This window comes from Modicisalibacter radicis, from assembly GCF_900961225.1.
Classification (GTDB): Bacteria; Pseudomonadota; Gammaproteobacteria; order Pseudomonadales; family Halomonadaceae; genus Modicisalibacter.
Genome location: NZ_CAAHFN010000054.1, coordinates 241969 through 267786, shown reverse-complemented (window position 1 = coordinate 267786; position 25818 = coordinate 241969). Strand labels below are relative to the sequence as shown.

Genomic DNA, 25818 nt, shown 5'->3' with positions numbered 1-25818 from the left:
ACATTGCAAAAACCTAGACGAAGTCCGGCGTCAGCCAGCGCGGGATGGTCAGCACCAGCTCTGGAAAGACGATCAGCAGCACGATCACCGCCACCATCACCGCCAGGTAGAGCAGCGTGGTGCCCAGTGCCTTGAGCAGCGGGATGCCGCCGATCTTCGCCGAGATCATCAGGCACAGGCCGTAGGGCGGGGTGATCAGTCCCAGGCCCAGGGCCATGACGCCGATTACCCCGAACTGCACCGGGTGCACGCCGGCCTGCATCGCCAGCGGCTGGAAGATCGGCGCCAGGATCGCCATCGCCGGCAGCGAGTCCATGAAGGTGCCGAGGATCAGCATCACCACCGCCATGACGATCAGCAGCGTGGTCGGGTCGTCGATGGTGACCCCGGCCATCAGCTTGGGCGGAATCTGGTAGAAGCTGATCAGGTAGCCGAAGATCGCCGCGCCGACCAGGCTGAACAGCGACAGCGAGCACAGCCGCACGGTGCTGGTCGAGGCTTCGAGCACATGCCTGAAGGTCAGCTCGCGGTAGACGAAGAAGCCCAGCGCCAGGGCATAGAGCACGGCGATCACCGCGGCCTCGGTGGGGGTGACCAGGCCCAGGGTGATGCCGCCGATGATGACGATGGGGATCCCCGCCGCCAGCAGGCCGTCCTTGCCCGAGCTCATCAGCTCGGAGAACGTCGCGCGCTGGCGCACCGGCACGTCGTAGCGGCGCACGTAGAGCAGGTTGAGCAGCAGCTGGGCGACGCCGATCATCACCCCCGGCAGGATGCCGCCGAGGAACAGCCCGGCGATCGATGTGTTGGTCAGCGCGCCCCACACGATCATGTTGATCGACGGCGGAATGATGATGCCCATCACCGAGGAGGCGGCGGTGACGGCCACCGCGAAATGGGTCGGGTAGCCTTCGCGCTTCATCGCCGGGATCAGCACCGTGCCGACGCCTGCGCTGTCGGCGGTCGACGACCCCGAAACGCCGGCGAACAGCATGCTGACCATGACGTTGACATGCGCCAGCGCGCCCTTGAAGTGACCGACCAGGCGCATGCACAGGGTGATCAGACGGTCGGTGATATGCGCCGAATTCATCAGGTTGCCGGCGAGCAGGAACAGCGGCACGGCGAGCAGCACGAAGGAGTCCATGCCGTTGTACATGCGCTGGAACATCACCCACATGGTCAGGCGCGGATCGAGCAGGATCATGCCGAAGGCGGTCAGCACCAGCGACATGGCGATGGGGATGCCGGCGACGATCAGCACGCCGAGCAGGGCGAACAGCAGCCAGGGCAGGATGAAGGCCCATTCCATTGGCATCATGAGCGTGGCCCTCGCGGTTGTTCGCTGACGGCAAGCGTCGCGTCGTCGGCGCTGGCGAGCTCGTCCAGTTCATTGGGCGTGTTGAGGGCGGCTTCCATGGCGTTCATGCCGTGCAGCGCGGCATGCAGCAGTCGCTCGAGGCTGTACAGCACGATGAACACGCCGCTCACAGTGAACGCCGAATAGACGTAGATCATCGGCAAGCCGGACGCGGTGGCGCTACGCCGCAGGCCGGAGATGGCGAAGTCCTTGCCGTAGACGATGAAGATCACGCCCACGGCGAAGCAGGACAGATCGCGGATCAGGCGGGTCGCCAGATCGGCCCGGGTGCCGCGCGGAAACGCCTCGAGCACGAAATGGTCGGCGTGATAGACGCCGATCGCCGTGCCCAGCATGATCAGCCACTGGAAGGCGAAGCGGCTGAACTCCTCGGTCCAGTAGAGTCGCGGTAGCAGGGGCAGGTTGCGGCTGACGATCTGGTAGACGATCAGCAGGATGAAGCCCAGCAGCAACGCCAGCAGGATCGCGTTGAGCAGGCGCTCGAGCCCCCGGTTGAGGCGTGACAGGCCATGCAGCAGTGCGGCCATGGCATTGTCCTCGTGATTGATGAGATGAAAAGACCGGCAGGGCACCGCTCACGGTGCCCTGCTGCAGAGTCACTTGCCTGCGTTGACGATCTTCCGGTGCAGTTCGCTCAGGCCCATCTCGTCGATCACCTGCTCAAGCGGATCGGCGACGATCTCCATCATGCGCTGGCGATCCATGGGGTAGAGCGTCGCGCCCTCCTGCTCGAGGGTCTCGAGGGCTTCGGCATCCTGCTTGAGCTGGACGTCACGCGCATAGCTGGCGGCTTCCTCGGCGGCGGCCATTACCGCCTGCTGCTGACTGTCGTCGAGCCCTTCCCAGCTCATCTGCGACAGGGTCAGCAGGCGCACGGTGATGTCATGCTCGGACAGGCCGATATGCGGCGCGACCTCGTGAAAGCGCATGCGCTCGATCCACTCGGCCTCGTTGAGCAGGCCGTCGATCGCGCCCAGTTGCAGGCCGGTATAGATCTCCTTCCAGGCCATCACCGTGGGTTCGGCGCCCAGTGCCTGCCAGGCGGTGATCAGCGGCTTGGTGGGGTTGGTGCGCAGCTTCATGCCCTCGAGGTCGTCGAGGCTCTCGAGCGGGTGCGTACTGACGATCTGGCGCTTGCCGCCGCCGAAGAAGGCCAGCACCTTGACGTCGGTCTCGTCCTCGATCCTGTCGGCGATCTCGCGGCCCACCTCGCCGTCGAGCACCGTGCGCCAGTGCGCGACGTCGCGGTACATGAAGGGAATCGAGAACACGTTGGCGGTGTCCGAGAAATCGGTGATCAGGCCGGGGTTGATGATCGACAGGTCCAGCGCGCCCGCCATCTGCTGCTCGAACATCTCGGTCTCGTGGCCGAGCACCGAATTGCCCATGATGGTCACGCCGATGTCGCCATCGCTCTTCTCGGCAACGAGTTCCTTGAACTTCTCGGCGCCCAGTTGATAGGCGGTGTCCTCGGCGCCGCCATGGCCGAAGCGCAGCTCCACGGCCTGGGCGGCGCCGGCGAGACCCAGCGAGAGGGCCAGCATCGCCCCGGCGAGCAGCCCGCGACCTGGTCCAGTATTCCTGAACGGTTTTGGATCGATCCATCTATGAGTCATGAGTCACCTCGTTGTTATCGCCTGCATCGGGCAGGTCAGGGGGTGGTGAGCCGTCTGGCGTGCTGTGCGCTGGCCTTCGACGTCGTGGCCGGATCCTGATGGCGTTCGGCCGCGTCGCTCGATTCGCGCACCTGGAGTCGGGGCGAAAGTATCACTTGCTCCCGCGCCCCATCGGGGTCGGCGATGCGGCGAAGGGCGAGACGCGCCGCCTCTTCGCCGATGGCGTAGGGGTGGGTGGCCACACTAGTCAACGGCGGGTCGCTGAGCGCGGCTTCCTCGACGTCGTCGGTGCCCACCACCGCGCAGTCGACGCCGGGTGTCAGGCCCAGCCGCTTGAGGCCGAGCATGGCGCCGAAGGCCATCAGGTCGTTGTGGCAGACCACCGCGCTGGGCGGCGTCGGTTCGGCCATCAGGGTCTGGATCGCCTCGAAACCGGCACGCCGGGTCAGCGCGGTACGCAGATGTCGCGGGGCCAGGCCGTGGTCGGCGATGGCCGCGAAGTAACCGCGCCAGCGCGCCAGGGTCGCCGAGTGCTCGGCCTCGCCGCCGATGAAGGCGATCTGGCGGTGGCCCCGCGCGACCAGGTGGTCGACGGCCAGCCGCACGCCCTGCTCGAAGTCGGTGCCGGCGTAGTCGAAGGGGGGCTCGCCGACATGCCGCAGGACCTGCACGCAGGGTAGGTTCCAGTCGCTCAGGGTCGCGATCAGCGCGGGGTCGGTCCCCTCGGAGGGGCACAGCAGGATACCGTCGACGCGGTGCTCGCGCATGCGCTCGAGAAAACGCAGCTGGCGCTGCGGCGAGTCCTCGCTATTGGCCAGGAAGGACACGTAGTTCTCGCGGTGCAGCGCAGCATCGATGCCCGCGACCATGGCGCCGAAGAACGGATTGGCGATGTCGTAGACCACCACGCCCAGGGTATGCGTGCGGCTGCTGCGCAGTGCCGCCGCGCCTCGGTTGTAGACGTAGCCCAGCGTCTTGATCGAGGCCCGCACGTTGTCCCGGGTGCGCTCGGCGACCAGCGGGCTCTCGCGCAACACCAGCGATACCGTCGAGCGCGACACGCCGGCGTGCGCGGCGATGTCCTCGAGGGTCACGCTGCCGGGGCGGGGTGAGCTGGGGTGTGTGGGTTGCCGGGCCATCGTGGCTCCACTCGAACGCTTTTGGATTGATCTAAATCGTAGGAGAGCATTGCCGGGGCACCAATTACCCTTTAGTGGCAAGTCATCATCGAATGGACCTTCCCAGGTGCCCTTGTGGGTGAGGCGCGCCGAGAAACGCCGCCCGGGGAGGGCGGCGCTTGGTCGGGCCGGATCGGCGCGGGGTCAGCGTTGGCGACGTTCCCAGGCGGCTTCGTTGACCAGGCTGAGGGGGCGTTCGCCGTTGAGCGCGAGCGTGACATTGTCGACCGCGCGCTGGGCCATGGCGGTGCGCGTCTCGTGGGTCGCCGAGCCGATGTGCGGCAGCGCCACGACGTTGGCCATCTGCGGCAGCGGTGAATCGGCGGGCAGCGGTTCGCGCTCGAAGACGTCGAGCCCCGCGGCACGGATATCGCCGGCTTTCAGCGCGGCGATCAACGCGGCTTCGTCGACCACCTTGCCGCGGGCGATGTTGATGAAGATCGCGCTCGCGCGCATGCGCGCGAACTGCGCGGCACCGAACAGGTGGGTTGTCTCGGCGGTCAGCGGCACGGTGACGCAGACGAAGTCGGCGCTCTCGAGCAACTCGTCGAACTCGCAGCGCCGGGCGCCGAGCTCGGTTTCCAGCGAGGGCTTGGGCGAGGCGTGGGTGTAGAGCACGTTCATGCCGAAGCCCAGTGCGCCGCGCCGCGCCACGGCGGCGCCGATACGACCCAGTCCGACCATGCCCAGGGTCTTGCCGTGCACGTCGGTGCCGTACAGCGGCGCGCCGATGCCTTCCTTCCAGTCGCCGCGCTTGACGAAGTCGGCCAGCTCCACGACCCGCCGCGCGGTGGCCATGATTAGCGAGAAGCCGGTATCGGCGGTGGTTTCGGTGAGCACGTCCGGCGTATTGCAAAGCAGGATGCCACGGCGGGTCAGTTCATCGACCGGGTAGTTGTCGTAGCCCACCGAGATGCTGGCGATCGCTTCCAGGTGCGGGGCTCCGTCGAGCAGTTCGGGGGTAATCCCGAGGCTGGCCCCGACCAGCCCGTGGGCCTCGCCAAGTGCCTCGCGGAACGCCGGATCGTCCGCCGAATCGAGATCGGGGAAGTAGTCGACATGGAACTGCTCGCTGAGCTGCTCCAGATGCTGATCGGCGAGTCGCCGAAAGGCGACGATACGTTTTTGCATGGTGGCTCCTGTTGTCATGGTCGTCGGCGTTGTCGCTGCCGATTCAATCCAGCGTGGGCAACGCGCTTTCCAGCTGCTGCAGGCGTCCTCGGTGCGGCAGGCCCTCCATGTCGCCGGGCACCTGCACCGCCTCGGCACCGATCAGGTTGCCGCGGCGCAGCGCGGCGTGCGGTGACAGGCCGTCGAGCAGTGCGCTGACCACGCCCACCGCGAAGCCGTCTCCGGCGCCCACGGTATCGACGACCTTGTCCACCTTGACGCCTTCCACGGTGAAACTCTCCGTGTGGCTGCGGTAATAACTGCCCTCGGGGCCGAGCTTGACGATCACCGCCCTGGCGCCCCGCTCGAGATAGAAACCCGCGATGTCGTGGGCCGAGTCGAGCCCTGTCAGCCGGCGGCCTTCGGCGAGTCCGGGCAACACCCAGTCGGCGCGCGCGGCCAGGTCGTTGAGGGTATCGCACATCTCGCGTTCGCTGGGCCACAGGCTGGGGCGCAGGTTGGGATCGAAGGAGATGCTGGCGCCGGCCTTGCGGGCACGCTCGAGCATGTGCTCGGAGAGCGCCCGCGCGGTGTCCGACAATGCCGGGGGAATACCGGTGGCATGCAGGTGGCGAACCGCCGCGAAGTCCACCGCGCCGGCATCGGCGGGGCTCAGGTGGCTGGCGGCGCTGCCGCGGCGCACGTACTCGACGTGGGGGTCGGAACCGTCCTCGGTGCGGGCCTTGAAGACCAGTCCGGTGGCGTGTTCGGGGTCGCGGACCAGGTGACGGCAATCGAGCCCTTCGCTTTCCAGCATGCGGCGAATGAAGCGGCCGAAGCTGTCGTCGCCGACCCGGCTCAGCCAGCCGACGTGAAAGCCCAGCCGGGCCAGGCCGATGGCGACGTTGGTGTCGGCTCCGGCGATGCCGCGGGTGAAGCGCTCCACCTCGGCCAGGTCGCCGGGCGCCTCGGCGGCGAACAGTGTCATCGCCTCGCCGAAGGCGAGGATTTCCGGATTGTCTGCGCGGCTCATGGGTAGGCTCCTGTGGCGTTTCATTGAGGGTGGCTGTTCGGCAGGCTCGTCGACGGGGCCGGCTCGCACCGGCCAGGGGAGAGGGTCATCGAGAGCATCCGTCGGCGGGTTCGCGGCGTCGTGGCCGCTGCGTCGAGCCGCGCGGAATCAGCCGCGCCACGAAGTCGGTGCGCCGTGACGGCGCGTGGCGAGGATTCTCGTCGAGTCGTCGCAGCAGGCTGTCCACGGCGGCCCGGCCGATCGCCTCGGTGGGCTGGGCGAGGGTGGTGATCCCCGGGCCTGCCAGCGCGCACCAGTCGAGCTCGTCGATGCCCAGCAGGCCGGTTTCACCGAGCGTCACATCGAGCGCACGCAGGGCATGGGCCACCGCCAGGGTGACGTTGCCGTTGGCGCACAGCAGCGCCCGGGGGCGCTCGTCCGCGCCGTTCACGAAGGTCGCCAACGTCTTGCGCAGCGTTGCTTCCCGGGTCTCGCCGGCGTGGGGGTCCTGAACGTACACCTCGCCGTCGAAATCGCCCTGTGCCCGACGTTCGTGAAAGCGTAGCAGGCGAGCCTGGCGCGAGCTGGCCGCCTCCGGCGGCTCGCTGACATAGAGCAGGTGCCGGTAGCCCCGCTCGAGCAGATGATCCACCGCCGTGTCGATGACACGGGCATTGTCGAGCCCCACCACGTCGGCCTCGAAAGCGCCGAGAGTGCGGTCGAGAAGCACCAGCGGGGTGCCCTGTTCGGCGAGCGCCACGAGCTCGTCGCTGGGTCGGCCGGCGGCGTTGACCACCAGCCCCTCGACCCGATAGGCGGCGAGCAGCGCCAGATGTTCGCGCTCCTGAGCCGGGTCGTTGTCGGTGTTGCACACCAGCAGTGAAAAGCCGCGCTCGCGGCAGGCTTGCTCCACGCCGTGGAGCACGTCGACACTGAACGGGTTGCGGATGTCCGCCACGACCATGCCCAGCAATCGCGAACGCCCACCCTTGAGGCCGCGCGCCATCTGGTTGGGGCGATAGCCCAGGCGCGCGATCGACTGGCCGATACGCCCCTGCAGCGTCGCCGAGAGCCGCTCCCGCTCACCGCCCAGGTAGCGCGACACACTGGTCTTGGAAACCCCGGCGTCGCGGGCGACCTCGAGGATGGTCGAGCGGGCGGCGTTCTTGCTGTCACTCATGGGTGTCGTTCGTCATGGGCTGATGTCAGCGTCGGGCTACGAGCTACGAGCTACGAGCTACGAGCTACGAGCTACGAGCTACGAGCTACGAGCTACGAGCTACGAGCTTAGAGCTACGAGCTTAGAGCTTAGAGCCTAGAGCCTAGAGCCTAGAGCCTAGAGCCTAGAGCCTAGAGCCTAGAGCCTAGAGCCTAGAGCTTTCGGCGATGATTGATGGAACCGTTCCCATCGTAGAGCTGTCGGGTCTCTCGGGCAACGCAGAAGCGCCTAGACAAAGGTCTTGGTAGGGGCTCGAGGCGGCGGGTCGATCGGTGCCAAGAAAAGCACCGCCCGGTGGGCGGCGCGATGGAAGCCGGAAAAGCGCAGGGTTTCACTCCCCCAGGTGATTGGCGTGCAGCACCCGGTCGGCGGGGCCGAAGCGGTCGGCCGCGGTATTGTGCTGGTGCCAGTAGGGGTAGAGCAGCGCCGGGCGGCTGACTTTCTCGATGGCGGCGATCTCGTCGGGCTTGAGGGTAAGCTCGGCGCTGGCCAGATTGTCCTTGAGCTGAGCGTCCTTGCGCGCCCCGATCACCGCGGTGGAGACGCCGGGGCGGGTCAGTGTCCAGGCCAGCGCGACCTGGGCGGCGGAAACGCCGTGGCCGTCGGCGATCTCGACCAGGGTGTCGATCAGATCGAAGAGCTTTTCCTCGTCATGGATCGGCGGCTCGGTCCAGCCATGGCTGAAGCGCGTGCCGTCGGGATTGCGCTGGCCGCGGCGATACTTGCCGGAGAGCAGGCCACCGGCGAGCGGGCTCCAGACCATGGTGCCGAGTCCCTGGTCGACGGCCGCCGGCATCAGTTCGAACTCGGCGTCGCGGGCCTGGGCGGTATAGTGGATCTGTTGGCAGACCGGCTCGATGAAGTTGTTGCGTTCGCAGATCTTGAGCGCCTTCATGACGTGCCAGGCGGACCAGTTGGAGACGCCGTAATAGCGGATCTTGCCGTCGCGCACCAGTTGATCCATGGTCGCCAGCGTTTCTTCCAAGGGCGTCAGGCCGTCCCACTGGTGCATCAGGTAGAGGTCGAGATGCTCGGTCTGCAGCCGTTTCAGGCTGGCCTCGCACTGGCGCAGGATGTGGTGGCGCGACAGCCCGCCGTCGTTGGGTCCCTCGCCCATCGGGAAGCGCACCTTGCTGGCGATCAGCACGTCGTCGCGCTTGGCCTTGAGCGCCTCGCCGAGGATCTCCTCCGAGCGACCCTCGGAGTACATGTTGGCGGTATCGAAGAAGTTGACGCCATGGTCGATGGCCATGTCGATCTGACGCTGGGCGTCGCCCAGGCCGGTGTCGCCGACGCTGGCCATCTTGCCGACGCCGCCGAAGGTCATGGTGCCCAGGGTCAGCGACGAGATGCGCAGGCCGGACTGGCCGAGATTGCGATAGTCCACAGTGCTTTCCTTGTGCATGCAGCCTCACGCGTGAGGCCTGTTGGATTAGGGTGATCGCAGATAGCGTTGTCACTCGGGGCTGATCCATCGACAAGTCTGCGAGGAGGCGCTGTAAATACCTCCATGTACGCTACCGACGCCTTCCATGGCGTCGGACCTCCTCTTCGGCTTGTCCCCGGCGCCCCTCGTCAGATTCAAATGCGATTGACCTGCCTGTCGTATGAAGCCTGTTGCAAGGCGAGGGGGCTAGCAGGGTGCAATCAGGCCGCGACGTAGACGGTGCGCACGTTGAGGAACTCGCCGAAGCCGTATTCGCTCTGCTCGCGTCCGTAGCCGCTGCCCTTGACGCCACCGAACGGCAGCTCGGCGAACGGCGTGGTCGGGCGGTTGACGAAGCTCATGCCCACCTCCAGACGACGCGCGACCTGCTCGGCGCGCTTGACGTCCTGGCCGACCACGGTGCCGCCCAGCCCGTAGGGGCTGTTGTTGGCCAGCTCGATGGCATGCTCGGTGTCGTCGGCGGTCACCACCGAGGCCACCGGGCCGAACAGCTCCTCGTCGAAGGCCGGATTGCCGGGCGCGACGTTGGTCAGCACGGTCGGCGCGTACCAGGCGCCGGGCTTGTCGAGGATCTCGCCGCCGGTCTCGATCTGGGCGCCGTTCTGTACGGCCCGCCTGACCTGGTCGTGCAGGTCGTCGCGCAGGTCCTTGCGCGACATCGGGCCGATGTTGGTGCTTTCGTCCATCGGGTCGCCCACGCGCAGTTTCTGCACCCGGTCGACGAGGCGCTCGGTGAAGCGCTCGACCAGCCGCTCGACCACGATCAGCCGCTTGGAGGCCGCGCAGCTCTGACCGGTGTTGTCGAAGCGCCCGTCGATGGCGATCTCGACCGCCTTGTCGACGTCGGCGTCGTCGAGCACGATCAGCGGATCGATGCCGCCGAGTTCCAGCACGCTGGGCTTGGCCAGTTCGCCGGCGGTGGCGGCCACCGCCTTGCCGGCCTCCTCGCTGCCGGTCAGCGTCACCCCGCAGACGATCGGATCGCGCATGATGTCGGCGATCTCGCTCGAGGACACCGGCAGCCAGGTGAAGGTGCCGTCCTCGAAGCCGGCGTCATGGAACAGCTGGGTGATCAGCTTGGCGCTGCCCGGCACGTTGGAGGCGTGCTTGAGCAGGCAGGCGTTGCCGCCGGCCAGGTTGGGTGCGGCGAAGCGCACGACCTGATAGAGCGGGTAGTTCCACGGCATCACGCCGAGTACCGCGCCCATCGGGTCGCGGACCACCTCGGCCTTTTGCGCGCCGGCCACCTGCTTGGGCTTGGGCGCCATGAAGTCTTCGGCATTGTCGGCGTAGAAGCGCACGATGGCCGCCGAGATCTGGGTCTCGGCGATGACGTCGCCGAATTTCTTGCCCATCTCGTGACAGATCACCTCGGCGATATCGGCCTGGCGCTTTTCGATCAGGTCGGCCACGGCGTGCAGCTTCCTGGCGCGTTCGGCGACCGGCAGCGTGCGCAACTCGTCGAAGCCGCGGCGGGTAGCGTCCAGCTTGGCCCTGATCGCCGCTTCGTCGAGCATATCGTGTTCACCGATCACCTTGGCGTTGGCGGGGTTCACGGCGGTTAGCGTCTTGCGGCTCATCACATCCTCCTTGGCGTTGATGGCTTGGGCGTGCGTCCCTTCGTTCATTCGCCTGCTCACAGTGTAGAAGTGATGACGAGGGTCTGCTTCTTCAAGGCGTGACATCGGTTCGTGTCGTGCACCGGGGCGTATTCGCGCGATGGCTAGGCAGGCCGATTTCGTTCACAGTAGCGGGCTGTGGTCCGACGACGAGGGCCTGATAGAGGAGGAGTTCGTGAAGCCGTTAGCTGACCCAAGACAGATCGGAAGGCGCGTCTGCTCAATGCTGGTGCTGATCATGGCTCTTGCCGCGGGGCTGGCATCGGCCGACCCCGAGGCGGATTGCGACCGCCGCGTCAGGCCGGGCGAGGATCTGCAGAATGCCCTCGACGGCCTGCCGCAGAACGACCGGCACCTGACGGTATGCCTGGACGCGGGCACTTATCAGCTCAACGAAATGGTGGTGATAGAACGCGGCAACCTGACGCTGCGCGGCCAGGCGAGCGAGGGGCAGGAGGCCACGCTGCTGCGAATGCAGGAGGGCATTTCCAGCCCGGTGCTGGTGCTGGGCGATGCCTACCATCGCGAGCCGCAACGCCCCATTCGCCGGGTCACGGTGGAGCGCCTGGCGATTCGTGGCGACGCCAGTACGGCGCGTGAATTCAAGCCGGCGCTGCCTTATCTGAGCAACAGCGGGCTGATCGTCAGGCGCGGTGAAGGCATCGTGCTGCGCGACCTGGACATCCGCCACTGTCGCAGCGCCTGTCTGCTGACCGAGTATCACAGCAGCGACGTGCTGATCGAGAACAACACCATGAGCCAGGCCGAGTGGGATGGCTTGTCGCTCAACCGGGCCGGACCGACGCGGGTCGTCGGCAACGTCATCGAGGACAACGTGGCGGCGGGCATCACCGTCGAATACCTGCAGGGCAGCGAGGTCGTCGATAACGTCATCGCCGATAACGGCTCGCATGGTCTGTACCTGGCCGACGCCGAACACAACCGCTTCAGCAACAACCTGATCAGAAACAACCAGCTGGCCGGGGTCTTCCTGACCTGCTCGATCCGTCACCGCGATCCGGTGCTGTGCTGGGACGACAGCTTCAGTCGCGACAACGTGTTCAGCAACAATCGCTTCGAGCACAACCGCTACGGCTTCCGCATCGCGGTGGACAAGGCCGCCAACTGCCAGGAGCGCGGCGGGCCGCCGACCAATGTCTCGCGGGGCGATGTCTTCGTCGACAGCCCCAACAAGGAGCCCGCCTGGGAGGAGTATGGCCGGTGCATCGCCTATGACGGCAGCCGGACCCTCGAGGCGTCGAATCCGCAGAGCCCCGGGTGAGCGCCGCTCGTGTGGGGTCTACCGTTCGGCCCCGGGCGTGCGTTCAAAGTGCTGCCAGGCGGCGCGAATTGGCGGTGCTGCGACGGTGATAGGGTTCCAGCGTGCGTTGGCCGGTTTCCCACCAGGGCGCGCAGCTGCCGGTGCACAGGCTGAACAGCGATTGCTGAAGCTGGGCGGCGACCTCGATGCCGGCATCGAGCTTCTCGGTGACCATGCGCTGGTTCTCGTCGAGCATCGCCGGGCTGGTGGGCACTCGGGTACACCAGAGGTTGTTGCGCAGGGCGATCGTCGACAGCGACGAGGCCCAGAGTTCGTAGGTCATCAGGCTGACTGACCAGATGCCGCTGAGGGCTGCCGGGGAGAAGGGCATCAGCGGGTCGAGAGCGGAGGTTTGACGCATGGGCGAATACCGTGGTGGGCTTGGCTATATGGGTTTATCGGCAAGGGCACCGATCGTCTTCAATGCATACTACAGGGATACCGGCTGTCGTGCTGCATTGCAACATCGGCATCCGCAACCGTCTCGACTACGCTGAAATGCGTGGCGCCTCGCCGTCATCCGACGGCACGGCGATCAGGGAAGGGCCGCAAACAGGAGACGCTCATGAGAGATGAAATGCTTTGGTCGTTGCTCAGCACCGGGGCAGCTATTGCCGCGGGCGTGGCCGCCAGGAATGGTGCGCGCAAGGCCTACGAACGCAAGATCGGCAAGCCCCCGCTCGATCCTTACGAGCGGGATGTGAAGTGGCGTCATGCGCTGCTATGGGGGGCGAGCACCGGCATGATCGTCGGCATGTCGCGAATCATCGGCCGGCGCGCCGGCAGCGAGGCGGTGCGTCGCGTCCAGCGTCGCCGTCTGCGGCGCCAACGGTTGCTCGATTACGATCGCCGCCCGCTGGGCTAGCGCGGCTCATCGGCTTCATGGCCGGCACGCGCCGGCCATGCGACTAAAGACCAATTGATTAGACTAAAGTCTAAGACTGGGGCATAATGGTCGTTAACTTGTAACCAGCAGGGGCAAGAGACCATGACTACCCAGACTTCATCCCTTTCCAACGTCGCCCAGGCATCCGTGTTGAAGCGTGTCGGCGCGAAAGCCTATCGCCTGCTCGAAAGCATGACCGAGAGCGCCTATCGGGGCTTCCTGGCCCAGAGCGCAGGCCGCTACGGCATCGAGTGAGACATCGGCCACGCTGGCCAGCAGGCGGCAATGCCGCCTGCGTACGGCCCGCCTCGGCGTATCGATTTCAGATCCAGCCCAGCAATTGCCACCATAGATAGTCCAGCGGCCACAGCACGATCAGGCTGACGGTCGCCATGACCAGCAGTATCCGCATGGCGTCGCGCAGCGGCAGTCGGGCGCTGATCAGGCCGACCACCAGCGGCGGTGCCTGGTAGGGCAGCAGCACGGTGGAAAACCCCACTACCTGGCTCATGGCGATCGCTTCCGGCGACCAGCCGGTGATCGTGGCCATTTCCGGTGCCAGCGGGGTCAGCACCGCCGGTACGCCGGGCAGCGTGATCAGCGACCCCAGCGCCATCGCCAGCCCTCCCAGCAAACCGAAGGTCGCCGCATCGCCGGCCTCGCCCAGGGGCAGCGCGACGAGCAGTGAATGCGCCAGATACGCGCCGAGCCCGCTTTCATGCGCCAGTGCGCCGAGGCTGACGATCCCCGCCACATAGATCAACGACTCGACGTTGAGCGACTGCAGCGGCTGGGCTTTCATCAGCCCGCTGCCCGGGAACAGGCAGACGAGCGCGATCGCCATGCCGATCCAGGCCGGCGAGACGCCGTGCCAGGCATCGCTCAGCCACAGCAGTACGGCGGCGACGAGCAGCCAGGCGAGCCCCTTCTGCGCCCCGCTCAAGGCGGGCGAGTCGGCGGCTTGCCGCGCCTCGGGACGCGGGTCGCCATCCGGGAAGAGCCGCAGCATCACCCACACCAGGATGACCGCCTTGAGCAGCCCGAGCACCGGGAAGTGCAGCAGCAGGTAGGCACTGTAGCTCGGCGGGGCGCCGAGTACCGTCTCGGCGGCGCCCATCAGCACGTTGTTGGGCACGTTGGCCGGCAGGATGGCGTAGGTGGGCAGGAATGTGCCCATCATGCCGCCGAGAATCACGCCGGTGCGTCCGCGCCGGCCTTCCGTATAGCCGAGATGATCGGCCAGGGTGATCAGGATCGGCGTCAGCAGGACGATGCGTCCCATGCCCGAAGGCATGACGAAGGCCATCGCCAGGCCCAGGGCCACCACCCCGCCTACCGCCAGCCGATAGGAAGGCGACAGCAGCGGCCCGGCGCGGCTGGCCAGGTTGCTCCCCAGCCCGGTGTAGTGGATGGCGGCGCCGATCACCAGCCCCGAGAACACCAGCCAGGTCGCCGCCGACGAGAAGCCGGCGAACACCGTGTCGGCACTCGCCACGCCGGCCACCGTGCACAGCGTGAAGAACACCAGGGCGGTCAGCCACTGTGCCAGCCAGCCGGTTGCCCACAAGGCGATCGACAACACCATCACGCTGGTGACGCGCAGCAGCGGATCGGCCGCAGGCCAGCCCAGCAGGAATCCCGCCACCCCCAGCAGCCCTGCCAGGACGATCAGGGTTCGGACCGGTAAGCGCAGGAGCAGGAGGGCGGGCATGGCGTTTTCCGAGGGGGCTGGGTGCGGGGGAAGCGCCGAGTTTAGCAGGCGAACCAGCGGCCCACGAGGCTCGGCCAGGACGCCGTGGCTGTCGTTCGGGGATGAAGTGCTGAATCAATGCCGGCGAACGCTCAATGTCGTGACGGTGATGACGATCATCGCCATGCCCAGCCACTGGCTGAGGCCGAGGGTTTCGCCCAGCACCAGCAGACCGAACAACGATGCCGTGACCGGCTCCACCATGGCGATCATCGAGGCCAGGCTGGCCGGGGTGCGGCGCAGGCCGGGCAGGTAGACGGCAAACGACAGGCCGACACCGAAGAACCCGAGCAGCAGAAAGCCGCCGAGGTCGGCGGAGTGCAGCGCGGCCATTACCCGGGTGCGATCCACCAGCAGTGCAAGCACGATTACAAAGGTGGCAAAGGCGATGGCCAGCGTGGTAGGCACGGTGCCGCGTGCGGCGGCATTCTGAAAGGCCAGGATGAACAGGGTGTACGACAGCGCCGAGGCGATCCCCGCCGCCACACCGACCGCGGTTATGTCTGATGCGCCGCCATCGAGGAGGCCGGTGAGCAGAGCGACGCCGAGCAGGACCAGCGCGATGGCCGCTGCCTTTCCCCAGTCGGCGCGCTCGCGGCCGGCCAGGAAGGCGGCCAGCAGCACATAGATCGGCGCGGTGTACATCAACGTGGCGGCGACCGCGACACTGGTGCGGTCGATGGCAATCGCGTAGAAGGTCAGATTGCCGGCGACCCCCAGCCCCGCCAGCACCGACCATGGCCAGTGATGCCGGCCGCCCACCCGTTGCGAACCGCCGGCTAGGCGATGTAGTGCCCACCAGAGGAGGATGCACGCCAGCCCGACCGCACCGCGATAGAAGGTCACGACCAGCGGACTCCAGCCGTGGGTCATCAAGAGCCCGCCGATCCCGCCGGACACGCCCCATAGAAATGCCGCCAGCATGACCAGCGCCGGGCCCTTGAGCTGCATACCTATCCTCCTTGATGAATGCATATTGCGCTGCACTATCTACAGCGCGTTGTCAGGCTAGTCGATAACCGTCGTCAGCGCTGGCGAACGCTCAGATAGGTCACCGTCACCAGGATGATCGCCATGCCCAGGGCCTGGGCCGGGCCGAGGGTGGTGCCGAGTACCACGATCCCGAACCACGACGCGGTGACCGGTTCCACCATGGCGATGATCGAAGCCACGGTGGGCGAAGTCCTGCGTAATCCGACGATATACAGCAGGAACGACAAGCCAACGCCGAACAGACCGAGCAGCACGAACCAGCCGATATCGGCCGAGCGCAGCGCGGCAACGGCCTGGGCGTGGTCGATGAAGGGAAACAGGCAGGCCAGCACGGTCAGGAAGGCGACCACCAGCACAAGATGCGGGCGACCCTGGAGCGACGCGTACTTGAAGCCGAAGATGAACAGCGCATAGGCCAGCCCCGCGCCGATGCCACAGGCGATGCCGAATGCGGTGAGGCCGCCGGCGCCGGTCACGCCGGTCAACAGCACGACACCGACGAGGACCAGGGCCAGGCATAGCCAGGTAATCAGCGAATTGCGCTCGAGGCCGGCGATGAAGGCCACCAGGTAAACGTACACCGGGGCGGTGTACATCAGCGTTGCCGCGACCGCTACGTTGGCGTGCCGGATGCTCAGGAAATACAGCGCGAAGTTGCCGGCGATGCCCACCCCGGCCAGCACCGCCCAGAATAGCTGGTTGCGATTGCTGCGCAGGCCTTCCCCGGGTTGCAGGCACAGCCAGGCGCACAGGCAGAGGAAACCGATGGCGGCCTGATAGAACGCGACCACGAGCGGTTCCCAGCCGTGCTCGATGAGAATGCCCGCCAAGCCACCGGCCACGCCCCACAGGGCAGCCGCCGCGATGATCCACGGAATGCCCGTCACGGACTCCTCCTTGAGTCGGCCCCTGAACGGGGCGAAATACTGAACCTGACAGTATGGCCGACCCGGCGAGAGGACCCAAGGTCATGAGCTCGATGGCTGCACTTGGCGGTGTGACTGGGGTAGGCTGTGTTGCCAATTTCCAGCGAGTCGCAATGGAGCGTGCCGGCGAGCGCGACGCCATGGCGATGTCGTGGGTCATTCACCGCACAAGAGAGTCGCTTCATGCATCGCTATTTCGTCCTGCCCACCACCTTGCCTGGGTGGGGGCTGTTGATCGCCTTCTTGGCGGTGTTGGCGCTGGGGCTGTGGCCGGTCATCGGCTGGGTCAACCATGCGCCTGGCTGGCTGGGCATGCCTGCCATCGTCGTCTGGAGCTACGTGGTCGTGTTTGCCAGTTGCACCGTGATGGCGATCGCCAATCGCTTCGTCGACGACGACGCAGGGTCTGGCGATGACTAGTTCGCTCCCGCTGACGATCACCCTGGGCTATGTGCTTGTGGTCATGGCGGTCGGCCTGCACGCGCGGCGCGGACGGCGCATGGACAGTCTCGAGGAGTGGGGCGTGGCCGGGCGCAGCATGGGGCCGGTGACACTGTACCTGCTGATCGCCGCCGGCAGCGTCAGCGCCTACACCTTCATGGGCGCGCCGGGGTGGGCCTACGCCAAGGGCGTGCCGGTGTTCTACGTGGTGGTGTATCTCGCCTACCTGGCGCTGGTGGCGTGGTATTGCGGGCCCCGGGTGTGGGCGTTCGGCGAACGCTTCGGGCACGTCACCCAGGCCAGTGCCATCGCCGACCGCTACCAGAGTCCGTTCCTGGGCGGCCTGTCGGCGCTGGTGATGTCGGTGGGGTCGCTGGCCTACGCGGTGCTGCAGACCGTCGGTTCCGCCTACATCCTCACGGTGATGAGCGGCGGGGCGATTCCGGTATGGCTGGGGGTGATCGGCGTGCTGAGCTGCATCGCGCTGTACCTGTTCGTCAGCGGCCAGCGGGCGATCGGTCGTACCAATGCCTTTCAGGGCGTGCTGATGTTCGTCGTCGCCTGGGCGGTGGGGCTGTGGGCGGTGCACTCCGCCACCGGTGGCTGGCGCTTTGCCGCGGTGTTCGATCGGGTGCGCGACGAGCATGCCGCCTGGCTGAGCCTGCCCGGCGCCGGCGGCGACATGAGCTTCCGCTTCTGGACCACCTCGGTGATCGTCTCGATGCTCTCCTTCATGCCGCCGGTGTGGACGCAGTGGATGAGCGCCGCCTCGGCCGCCACCATCCGCCGCAGCGCCACCTGGCTGCCCGGCTATTATCTGGTGATCCTGCCCATGGTGATGGTGGGCTTCATCGGCATCTATACCCTGCCGGAGCTGGCGCGCAGCGACACCGTGGTGCTGGAATACGCCATGCAGCACCTGCCGGCGCTCCTGGTGGGGCTGCTCGGCGCCGGCACGCTGGCGGCGTCGATGTCGTCGTGCGAGCCGTTCATCCACTCGGTGGCGCTGAGCTACGGCAAGGACGTCATCCAGCCGCTGTGCGGGCTCTCGGACGCCACCACCGCGCAGCTCACCCGCTGGTTGATCGTGCCGCTGATGGCGTTGATTGTAGCTCCGCTGGCGATCGCCGAACCGGGCAGCCTGGTGATGATCCTGCTGGTGGGGCTGGGCTTCGCCACCCAGGTGTTGCCGGCGTTCATCGGCATGTTCCTGTGGCCGCGCGCCTCCCGCGCCGGGGTGATCGCCGGCATCGTCGTCGGCTTCGTCGTCACCACCGCCTTCACCACGCTGTGGAAGCATCCGCTGGGCATTCACGCCGGTTTCTGGGGCCTGATGGCCAACCTGCCGATCTTCGTCGCGGTGTCGCTGGCCACCCGGCCGGTGGAGGCCGCGGTGACCGAGCGGTTCTTCCGTATCGCCGCGCCGCACTGGTACCGGCGTCGCGGTGAACAGGCGATTCGGGCCCACAACACCCGAGAAAGCGCAGCACGCGGCGATTAGCGCGCGTCGCAGTTCGCCCGGTAGTCTCGGGCGTCGACGCCGAGTGTCACGTGTTCGCTGACCTTGCTGTAGAAGAACGCGTCGCTGTCGTCTTCCGGCGAGGCGAGCGTATACGTTCCACAGACGCCATAGCCCTTGTTGACCGCGTGGGTGGCGGTCAGCTCGACCTCGATTTCGCCGGGGCGTTCGCCAGCCAGCGAGGTGGCGATGGCCCGCTCGATATGCTCGTCGAGCTGGCTATCGGTGTACGCCTGGTAGCCGAAGATCGCGGCGAAGGCGATGACGCAGGTGACGAGCGGGATGATCAGGTTGTGCATGGCTTGTCTCCGGTAGCCAAGGCCACCGCCGGCGTCGGCGGCGAGCGTTGTTACGTTGCCTTCAGCCGGCCAGCGCCGCCGGCTCGCTCGCGGCGTAGCGCTGGGCCATCGCCTCCAGACCGAGCGGCTTGATGCGGCTGGCATTGCCGGCTGTGGCGAAGGTCTCGAAGCGATGGACGCACAGCTCGCGCATGGCGGCTACCGATTCCTTCAAGTACTTGCGCGGGTCGAATTCGGCCGGGTTGTGGGCCAGGAAGCGGCGAATGGCACCGGTCGAGGCCAGCCGCAGGTCGGTGTCGATATTGACCTTGCGCACGCCGTGGCGGATGCCCTCGACGATCTCCTCGACCGGCACGCCGTAGGTCTCGGGGATCTTGCCGCCGTGTTCGTTGATGACCGCGAGCCACTCCTGGGGCACCGAGGAGGAGCCGTGCATCACCAGGTGCGTGTTGGGAATGCGTTCGTGAATATGCCGGATGCGCGCGATGGACAGCGTGTCGCCGGTGGGCGGCCGGGTGAACTTGTAGGCGCCATGGCTGGTGCCGATGGCGATCGCCAGGGCATCGACGCGGGTCGCGGCGACGAAGGCGGCGGCTTCCTCGGGGTCGGTGAGCATCTGCTCGTGGGAGAGCGTGCCCGAGGCACCGATGCCATCCTCCTCGCCGGCCTGGCCGGTTTCCAGGCTGCCCAGGCAGCCCAGCTCGCCCTCGACGGAGACCCCGCAGGCGTGCGCCATCTCGACCGTGCGGCGGGTGACCTCGACGTTGTAGGCGTAATCCGCTGGCGTCTTGCCGTCTTCCTCGAGCGAGCCGTCCATCATCACCGACGAGAAGCCCGCCTGAATGGCGCGCTGGCAGATCGCGGGGCTGGTGCCATGGTCCTGGTGCATGACCACCGGAATGTGCGGAAACTCCTCGATCGCGGCCAGGATCAGGTGGCGCAGGAAGGGCGCCCCGGCGTACTGGCGGGCGCCGGCGGAGGCCTGGACGATCACCGGCGAATCGGTGGCGTCGGCGGCTTCCATGATGGCGCGCATCTGTTCCAGGTTGTTGACGTTGAAGGCGGGCACGCCGTAGCCGTAGTCGGCGGCGTGGTCGAGGAGCTGGCGCAGGCTGATCAGGGCCATGTGGGTGCGTTTTTCCTGAAGGTCATAAATGGGCGGCCAGAGCGCCGCCCCGGGTCGGTGATGCTGGATTTGTCGGGTTTTCAGCTCGGCTTACCTGGCCGCATCCTGCAGGGCCGCCACCGCCGGCAGTTGCTTGCCCTCGACGTACTCGAGGAAGGCGCCGCCGCCGGTGGAGATATACGAGACCTTGTCCTCGATGGCGTACTTGTCGATCGCCGCGAGGGTATCGCCGCCGCCGGCGATGGAAAAGCCGTTGCTCGCGGCGATCGCCTTGGACAGCGCTTCGGTGCCCTTGCCGAACTGGTCGATCTCGAACACCCCGACCGGGCCGTTCCAGAGGATGGTGCCGGCGTCCTTGAGCAGCGCGCCGAAGCGCGAGGCGGTATCGGGGCCGATATCGAGGATCATCTCGTCGTCGCCGACCTGATCGACCGGGCGCACCACCGCCTCGGCCGATTCGGAGAACTCGTTGGCCACCACCACGTCGCTGGGCAGCGGGATCTCGACCTTGGCCATCAACGCCTTGGCCTGGTCGATCAGGTCGGCCTCGTGAAGCGACTTGCCGACGTTGTGGCCCGCCGCGGCGATGAAGGTGTTGGCGATGCCGCCGCCGACGATCAGCTGGTCGCATTTCTCGGACAGTGCCGTGAGTACATCGAGCTTGGTCGAGACCTTGGAGCCGCCGACGATGGCGACCATCGGGCGCGCCGGCGTGGCCAGGGCCTTTTCCAGCGCCTCGAGCTCGCGGGCCAGTAGCGGTCCGGCACAGGCGTCGTCGGCGTAGCGCGCCACGCCGTGGGTCGAGGCCTGGGCGCGGTGCGCGGTGCCGAAGGCGTCCATGACGTAGATGTCGCAGAGTCTGGCGTAGGCCCGGGCCAGCACCTCGTCGTCGCTTTTCTCGCCGCGGTTGTAGCGTACGTTCTCGAGCAGCACGACCTCACCGTCGGCGACCTCGATCGGGTTGTCGAGGTAGTCGTCGACCAGCCGCACCGGCTGGCCGAGCAGCTTGCCGAGGTGGGCGGCGACCGGGGCCAGCGAGAACTCGTCGGCGGGCTCGCCTTCGCTGGGCCGGCCCAGGTGGCTCATCAGCAGCACCTTGGCACCGGCGTCGCGCGCTGCCTCGATGGTCGGCAGGCAGGCGCGGATGCGGGCGTCGGAGGTAACGCTGCCCTGCTTGACCGGGACGTTGAGGTCTTCGCGAATCAGCACGCGCTTGCCGGCGAGTGCCAGGTCGGTCATCTTGCGCACGTTCATGGGCGGATGCTCCTAGTGTTGAATCCGGTTTGGCCGCGTTCGGGTGCGGGCGGACAATGGCTAGGGCCGCGCATCGAGTTCGGCCAGCCGCGCGGCGACCTCGAGCATGCGGTTGGCGAAGCCCCATTCGTTGTCGAACCAGCTGAGCAGCTTGACCAGATGGCCGCCGGCGACCCGGGTCTGAGTGGCGTCCACGATACCCGAGCGCGGATCGTGGTTGAAGTCGACCGAGGCCATGGGTTCTTCAGTGTAGCCGAGTCGTCCGGCCAGGCGCGTGCGGCTGGCCTCGGCGAGCAGCGCGTTGACGGTGGCGGCGTCGCACGCCCGGTGCACCGAGATCGCCATGTCCATCGCCGAGACATTGATCGTCGGTACCCGCACGTGGAGGCATTCGAAGCGCCCGGCGAGCTTGGGCATCAGCCGCTCGATGCCGCGCGCCAGCCCGGTGTCGACGGGAATGATCGACTGCATCGCCGAACGCGTCAGGCGCAGGTCGGACTTGTGGTAGGCGTCGATCACCGGCTGGTCGTTCATCGCCGAGTGGATGGTGGTGGTCACGCCGTGCTCGATACCCAGCGCCTCGTCGAGCACGGTGAGGATCGGGATCAGACAGTTGGTGGTGCACGAGGCCGCCGAGACGATGCGCATCGCCGGCTCGAGCGCGGCCTCGTTGATGCCGCCGACCACCGTCAGGTCGACGTCGGACTCGGCGGGTTGCGAGAACAGCAGGCGCCGGGCCCCGGCGGCGAGGTGAAGCTCGGCGGTGGCGCGATCCTTGAAGCTGCCCGAGCACTCGACCACCAGGTCGATCCCCAGCTCCTTCCAGGGCAGGCGTTGCGGGTCGGGCTCGCGGAGCAGGGTGATTGCCCGGCCATTGATCAACAGCTGGTCGCTGTCGATGGCGACCTCGCCGGGAAAGCGCCCGTGGGTGGTGTCGTAGCGGGTCAGGTAGGCGACGGTCGCCGGGTCGGAAAGTTCGTTGATCGCCACCACCTCGAGCCCCGCGTCGTGCCCGAGCTCGGGGCGCTCGACCAGCGCGCGCAGCACACACTGGCCGATGCGGCCGTAACCGTTGATGGCGATGCGGTGGGGCATGATGAGCTCGGTGCGGGTGACGAACGGAAGGCGATTCTAGCGCAAAGCGCGCAGCGCCCCAACCGGCCGGCTCTCAGGCCAACGGTTCAGTCGATGTGCGGATTGAGCAGCAGCCGGCCGTGGATGTCGCCGTTGGTCATCGCCTCGGCGCGCTCGGCGATCGTCTCCATGCCGAGCTCCTCGTAATGCATGGCCTGGCGCACCGCCTCGGGAAGGTCGGCGATGTGCTTCCAGGCCTCGCGACGCCGGGCCAGGGGCTGCATCGCGCTGTCGACGCCGAGCAGCGAAACCCCGCGCAGGATGAACGGCATCACCGTGGTGGGCAGGTCGCTGCTGCCGGCCAGGCCCACCGCGACAACCAGTCCGTGGTACTCCATCTGCGCCAGCACGTTGGCCAGGACGTTGTCGCCGACGGTGTCGATGGCGCCGGCCCAGCGGCTCTTCTCCAATGGTCGCGGGTCGCCCTCGAATTCGTGGCGCCCGAGTACCTCGGTCGCGCCAAGCTCCCTGAGCCATGAGTCCTGATCGGGTTTGCCGGTGACCGCATGCACCTCGTAACCGTAATGGGCGAGCATCTTCACCGCCCAGCTGCCCACGCCGCCGGTGGCGCCGGTGACCACCACCCGCGCGCCGCGCGCCAGGCCGGCGTCTTCCAGGCGCATCACACTGAACATGGCGCTCAGCCCGGCGGTGCCGAACAGCATCGCCTCGCGGGTGGAGAGCCCTTCGGGGCAGGGCACCAGCCACTCCTCGTCGACCCGCATGGTCTCGGCGAAACCGCCCCAGTAGCGTTCGCCGACGCCCCAGCCGGTGAGGATGACCTTGTCGCCCGGCGCGAAGCGCTCGCCCTCGCAACTGCGCACCGTGCCGGCGAAGTCGATGCCCGGCACGAACGGGTAGTCGCGGACGATCTTGCCCTTGCCGGTCACCGCCAGGGCATCCTTGTAGTTGAGATCGGAATAGTCGATGTCGACGGTCACGGCACGCTCGGGGAGGCGGTCCTCGTCGATCGTCTCGACCCGGGCGCGCGGGTCTTCATCCTTGAGCATCAGCACGCGGGGCATGGTTGTCTCCTGACGGTTAGGCGTCTCACGGTCATCCCAGACTAGCCGCCGTATCCGGGGGCGGCAATAGCGCTTCGGCGCGAGTGCTTGCCAGGGCGGGGGCCTTTGCTACCATCGACGGATTGTCCGGCGCCGCTGCCCGAAAGCGGACGCTGCCGCCCCGGTGACGTGGGCGCTACAGGCGTGAACAGGCGCAAAACAGGAGCGAAATGGCAGCATGAAACCACGCGAAACCGGCTGGCGGCACCTGATGCACTCGACCCGCTACTCCCTCAAGGGCTTCAAGGCGGCGTTCTGCAACGAGGCGGCCTTTCGCCAGGAGGCGGTGCTGTGTGCCTTGCTGCTGCCGCTGGCCTGGTGGGTCGGCGAGACCCCGGTCGAGTGGCTGTTGCTGATCGGCAGCTGTGTGGCGGTGCTGATCGTCGAACTGCTCAACAGCGCGGTGGAAACCGTGGTCGACCGGATCGGCCCCGAGCACCACGTGCTCTCGGGGCGCGCCAAGGACATCGGTTCCGCCGCGGTGATGCTGTCGCTGCTCATGGCCGGGCTGACCTGGGGGCTGCTGCTCTGGCAGCGACTGCTCGGCTGAGCCCGCCGGCGCGGGACGGCAGGCAAAGCGCGCGGCCGGCTTCTACAGTTAGGGTAACAAGGTGGGTGCGTCAGGCTGTCGCGTTCAGTCGTTTGTCTGCTTGTCTGGCCGCGACGCCCCCGGTATCGTCACGGGTCTTTCTCCTGGTCACGGACGGCGCCGCCTCCGACATCCACTTAGCCAGCGTCAATAACAATTGGCCGCGAAAAAATCTAAAGGAGCAGCACAGATGCGTTTGATCCTCTTGGGCGCCCCCGGTGCCGGCAAAGGTACGCAAGCCCAGTTCATTTGCGAGCGCTTCGGCATTCCGCAGATTTCCACCGGCGACATGCTGCGCACCGCGGTCAAGGAAGGCAGTGACCTGGGTCTCAAGGTCAAGGAGATCATGAACAGCGGCGGGCTGGTGTCCGACGACATCATCATCGCCCTGGTCAAGGAGCGTATCGGCCAGCCCGACTGTGCCAACGGCTTCCTGTTCGACGGTTTTCCGCGCACCATTCCGCAGGCCGACGCGATGAAGGAGGCCGGCGTCAGGCTCGATCACGTGGTCGAGATCGCCGTCGACGACGAGGAGATCGTCAAGCGCCTGGCGGGCCGCCGGGTGCACCCCGGTTCGGGGCGCGTCTACCACCTCGAGTACAACCCGCCCAGGGAAGAGGGCAAGGACGACGTCACCGGCGAGGCGCTGATCCAGCGCGAGGACGATCGCGAGTCCACGGTGCGCAACCGGCTGGCCGTCTATCACGAGCAGACCGAACCGCTGGTCGCCTACTATCGCGAGTGGGCCGAGCAGGCGCCCGGCGAGGCGCCGGCCTACCATCGCATCGTCGGCATCGGCACGGTCGACGACATCAAGCGTCAGGTGGTCGAGGCGCTGGAAGGCTGACGCCGCGACGTTGCCCTTTCGCGAAGCGGTCAGCCCGGCCCCGGTGGCCGGGCTGTCCGTTTCCGGGCGGCTCGCTGCATGTGGCTTTTGCCGGCTCGTCGCCGACCGTATAATGCCCGCGCCATTCCATCAGACGTAATTGCCATGTCGACATTGCTGGCCCTGGATGCCTCCTCGAGCGCCTGCTCCTGCGCCCTGTGGCGTGACGGCGAGGTGCTGTCGCGCTTCGCGCTGACCCCGCGCGAGCACACCCGGCGGTTGATGCCGATGATCGACGACCTGCTCGCCGAGGCCGGGCTGCGCCCCGCCGATCTCGATGCGCTGGCCTACGGTCACGGCCCGGGCTCATTCACCGGGCTGCGGATTGCCGCCGGTGTCGCCCAGGGGCTGGCGTTCGGCCTCGAGCGGCCGCTGCTCGGCGTGTCGACGCTCGAGGCGCTGGCGCTGGCCGCCCACCATCAGTTGCACGTGCGCTACGTGGTGTCCGCGCTCGATGCACGCATGGGCGAAATCTACGTCGCCGCCTATCATTGCCGCGACGGTGAACTCGCCACGTTGAGCGACGAGGCGGTGATGCCGCCCGAACGTTTCGAGCTGCCCGCCGGGAGGCGCGACGTCGACTGGTGCGGCGTGGGCTCCGGCTGGGCGCTGTGGGAAGCGATGCCGGTGTGGGTGCAGGACGCCATGGCCCAGCGCCTGGCCGAGCGCCAGCCCAGCGCCGAGTGGATGGTTCGACTGGCGGCCCGGGCGCATGCCCGCGGCGAAGGCCGGGCGGCGCACGAGGTCACGCCGGTCTATCTGCGCAACGAGGTGGCCTGGAAGCGGGCATAGCATGCATTTTCCAACCCCCGGCATGTCGGGCGCTGGCGGCAAGGCGAAGCAAGGGTCTTTGCCATGGAGGGCAAAGGTAGCGCCCAGGGGCGGGTTTACAGCGCCCTTGCGAAGGCTTGCCGCCGGAAAGCGATCGAGTTGTGAAAGGAACAGGCGTGAAGGGAACTCTTGGCGGAAGCGAGCTTGGACCGCACGCACCCGTTGGCCGTTCCATGGCCGCTCGTTGAACGGCCCTCGGTACGACTGGTTTATCCTC

Annotated in this window: 26 protein-coding genes; 8 read left to right on the top strand and 18 right to left on the bottom strand. The window is 67.1% G+C overall.

Annotation, left to right across the window (positions count from 1 at the left end; translation table 11 throughout):
- Positions 1 to 13: 13 nt before the first annotated feature.
- From HR9077_RS06860 to HR9077_RS06820, 9 genes are all read right to left on the bottom strand, one after another.
- On the bottom strand, positions 14 to 1321 hold the full coding sequence (locus HR9077_RS06860) for a TRAP transporter large permease (RefSeq protein WP_136066269.1): 1308 nt from the start codon (positions 1319 to 1321) through the stop codon (positions 14 to 16).
- Positions 1318 to 1908, bottom strand: coding sequence for a TRAP transporter small permease (locus HR9077_RS06855; RefSeq protein WP_136066268.1), 591 nt, complete (start codon positions 1906 to 1908; stop codon positions 1318 to 1320). The genes HR9077_RS06860 and HR9077_RS06855 overlap by 4 nt, the downstream gene beginning before the upstream one ends.
- A 69-nt stretch (positions 1909 to 1977) precedes the next feature.
- The gene (locus HR9077_RS06850) at positions 1978 to 2997 is read right to left on the bottom strand and encodes a TRAP transporter substrate-binding protein (RefSeq protein WP_136066267.1); all 1020 of its coding nucleotides are present in this window, start codon (positions 2995 to 2997) and stop codon (positions 1978 to 1980) included.
- A gap of 35 nt (positions 2998 to 3032) precedes the next feature.
- On the bottom strand, positions 3033 to 4136 hold the full coding sequence (locus tag HR9077_RS06845) for a LacI family DNA-binding transcriptional regulator (protein WP_136066266.1): 1104 nt from the start codon (positions 4134 to 4136) through the stop codon (positions 3033 to 3035).
- Positions 4137 to 4319: 183 nt separating this feature from the next.
- Positions 4320 to 5306 (bottom strand): 2-hydroxyacid dehydrogenase, encoded by a 987-nt coding sequence (locus HR9077_RS06840; protein WP_136066265.1) that lies wholly within the window; start codon positions 5304 to 5306, stop codon positions 4320 to 4322.
- A gap of 43 nt (positions 5307 to 5349) precedes the next feature.
- Complete coding sequence (locus tag HR9077_RS06835; RefSeq protein WP_136066264.1) at positions 5350 to 6318, bottom strand: sugar kinase; 969 nt, start codon at positions 6316 to 6318, stop codon at positions 5350 to 5352.
- A gap of 85 nt (positions 6319 to 6403) precedes the next feature.
- A complete protein-coding gene (locus HR9077_RS06830; protein ID WP_136066263.1) occupies positions 6404 to 7477 on the bottom strand; it encodes a LacI family DNA-binding transcriptional regulator in 1074 nt (357 codons plus the stop codon).
- Positions 7478 to 7847: 370 nt separating this feature from the next.
- Positions 7848 to 8903 carry an aldo/keto reductase gene (locus tag HR9077_RS06825; RefSeq protein ID WP_136066262.1) on the bottom strand — a complete coding sequence of 352 codons (1056 nt, stop codon included), beginning with the start codon at positions 8901 to 8903 and terminating at the stop codon, positions 7848 to 7850.
- A gap of 260 nt (positions 8904 to 9163) precedes the next feature.
- Positions 9164 to 10591 carry an NAD-dependent succinate-semialdehyde dehydrogenase gene (locus tag HR9077_RS06820; protein WP_168380904.1) on the bottom strand — a complete coding sequence of 476 codons (1428 nt, stop codon included), beginning with the start codon at positions 10589 to 10591 and terminating at the stop codon, positions 9164 to 9166.
- A 214-nt stretch (positions 10592 to 10805) separates the two neighbouring features.
- Here HR9077_RS06820 and HR9077_RS06815 point away from each other — a divergent pair, with 214 nt between their 5' ends.
- Positions 10806 to 11864 (top strand): right-handed parallel beta-helix repeat-containing protein, encoded by a 1059-nt coding sequence (locus HR9077_RS06815; RefSeq protein ID WP_168380903.1) that lies wholly within the window; start codon positions 10806 to 10808, stop codon positions 11862 to 11864.
- 43 nt (positions 11865 to 11907) lie between these two features.
- On the opposite strand, the gene HR9077_RS06810 is transcribed toward HR9077_RS06815, so the two are convergent.
- On the bottom strand, positions 11908 to 12264 hold the full coding sequence (locus tag HR9077_RS06810) for a hypothetical protein (RefSeq protein WP_244613070.1): 357 nt from the start codon (positions 12262 to 12264) through the stop codon (positions 11908 to 11910).
- A gap of 204 nt (positions 12265 to 12468) precedes the next feature.
- Here HR9077_RS06810 and HR9077_RS06805 point away from each other — a divergent pair, with 204 nt between their 5' ends.
- Positions 12469 to 12768, top strand: a complete 300-nt coding sequence (locus tag HR9077_RS06805) for a DUF4235 domain-containing protein (protein ID WP_136066259.1) — start codon at positions 12469 to 12471, stop codon at positions 12766 to 12768.
- A 123-nt stretch (positions 12769 to 12891) separates the two neighbouring features.
- The gene (locus tag HR9077_RS21880; RefSeq protein ID WP_168380902.1) at positions 12892 to 13044 is read left to right on the top strand and encodes a hypothetical protein; all 153 of its coding nucleotides are present in this window, start codon (positions 12892 to 12894) and stop codon (positions 13042 to 13044) included.
- Positions 13045 to 13111: 67 nt separating this feature from the next.
- On the opposite strand, the gene HR9077_RS06800 is transcribed toward HR9077_RS21880, so the two are convergent.
- From HR9077_RS06800 to HR9077_RS06790, 3 genes are all read right to left on the bottom strand, one after another.
- Positions 13112 to 14500: an SLC13 family permease gene (locus HR9077_RS06800; protein WP_136066258.1), complete on the bottom strand. Its 1389-nt coding sequence runs from the start codon at positions 14498 to 14500 to the stop codon at positions 13112 to 13114.
- Between the two features lie 114 nt (positions 14501 to 14614).
- A complete protein-coding gene (locus HR9077_RS06795) occupies positions 14615 to 15490 on the bottom strand; it encodes a DMT family transporter (protein ID WP_136066257.1) in 876 nt (291 codons plus the stop codon).
- A 74-nt stretch (positions 15491 to 15564) separates the two neighbouring features.
- Entirely contained in the window at positions 15565 to 16419 is an 855-nt protein-coding gene (locus HR9077_RS06790; RefSeq protein WP_136066256.1) for a DMT family transporter, read from the bottom strand.
- Between the two features lie 222 nt (positions 16420 to 16641).
- Between HR9077_RS06790 and HR9077_RS06785 the strand changes: the two genes are divergently transcribed.
- Together HR9077_RS06785 and HR9077_RS06780 are read left to right on the top strand one after the other, a co-directional pair.
- Positions 16642 to 16878, top strand: coding sequence for a DUF4175 domain-containing protein (locus HR9077_RS06785; RefSeq protein ID WP_136066255.1), 237 nt, complete (start codon positions 16642 to 16644; stop codon positions 16876 to 16878).
- Positions 16871 to 18400 (top strand): sodium:solute symporter family protein, encoded by a 1530-nt coding sequence (locus tag HR9077_RS06780; protein ID WP_136066254.1) that lies wholly within the window; start codon positions 16871 to 16873, stop codon positions 18398 to 18400. Before HR9077_RS06785 ends, HR9077_RS06780 begins: the two co-directional genes overlap by 8 nt.
- On the opposite strand, the gene HR9077_RS06775 is transcribed toward HR9077_RS06780, so the two are convergent.
- From HR9077_RS06775 to HR9077_RS06755, 5 genes are all read right to left on the bottom strand, one after another.
- A complete protein-coding gene (locus tag HR9077_RS06775) occupies positions 18397 to 18717 on the bottom strand; it encodes a hypothetical protein (RefSeq protein WP_136066253.1) in 321 nt (106 codons plus the stop codon). The genes HR9077_RS06780 and HR9077_RS06775 overlap by 4 nt on opposite strands.
- A 61-nt stretch (positions 18718 to 18778) precedes the next feature.
- Positions 18779 to 19843: a class II fructose-bisphosphate aldolase gene (gene fba / locus HR9077_RS06770; protein ID WP_136066252.1), complete on the bottom strand. Its 1065-nt coding sequence runs from the start codon at positions 19841 to 19843 to the stop codon at positions 18779 to 18781.
- A 90-nt stretch (positions 19844 to 19933) separates the two neighbouring features.
- A complete protein-coding gene (locus HR9077_RS06765) occupies positions 19934 to 21097 on the bottom strand; it encodes a phosphoglycerate kinase (RefSeq protein ID WP_136066251.1) in 1164 nt (387 codons plus the stop codon).
- A 60-nt stretch (positions 21098 to 21157) separates the two neighbouring features.
- Positions 21158 to 22192, bottom strand: a complete 1035-nt coding sequence (locus HR9077_RS06760; RefSeq protein ID WP_136066250.1) for a type I glyceraldehyde-3-phosphate dehydrogenase — start codon at positions 22190 to 22192, stop codon at positions 21158 to 21160.
- An 86-nt stretch (positions 22193 to 22278) separates the two neighbouring features.
- Entirely contained in the window at positions 22279 to 23256 is a 978-nt protein-coding gene (locus HR9077_RS06755) for an MDR family oxidoreductase (protein WP_136066249.1), read from the bottom strand.
- A 217-nt stretch (positions 23257 to 23473) separates the two neighbouring features.
- On the opposite strand from HR9077_RS06755, the gene HR9077_RS06750 reads away from it, so the two are divergent.
- From HR9077_RS06750 to tsaB, 3 genes are all read left to right on the top strand, one after another.
- Positions 23474 to 23845, top strand: a complete 372-nt coding sequence (locus tag HR9077_RS06750) for a diacylglycerol kinase (protein WP_136066248.1) — start codon at positions 23474 to 23476, stop codon at positions 23843 to 23845.
- A 229-nt stretch (positions 23846 to 24074) separates the two neighbouring features.
- Complete coding sequence (adk, locus tag HR9077_RS06745) at positions 24075 to 24731, top strand: adenylate kinase (RefSeq protein WP_136066247.1); 657 nt, start codon at positions 24075 to 24077, stop codon at positions 24729 to 24731.
- Positions 24732 to 24875: 144 nt separating this feature from the next.
- Positions 24876 to 25562 (top strand): tRNA (adenosine(37)-N6)-threonylcarbamoyltransferase complex dimerization subunit type 1 TsaB, encoded by a 687-nt coding sequence (gene tsaB / locus HR9077_RS06740; RefSeq protein ID WP_136066246.1) that lies wholly within the window; start codon positions 24876 to 24878, stop codon positions 25560 to 25562.
- Positions 25563 to 25818 lie beyond the last annotated feature (256 nt).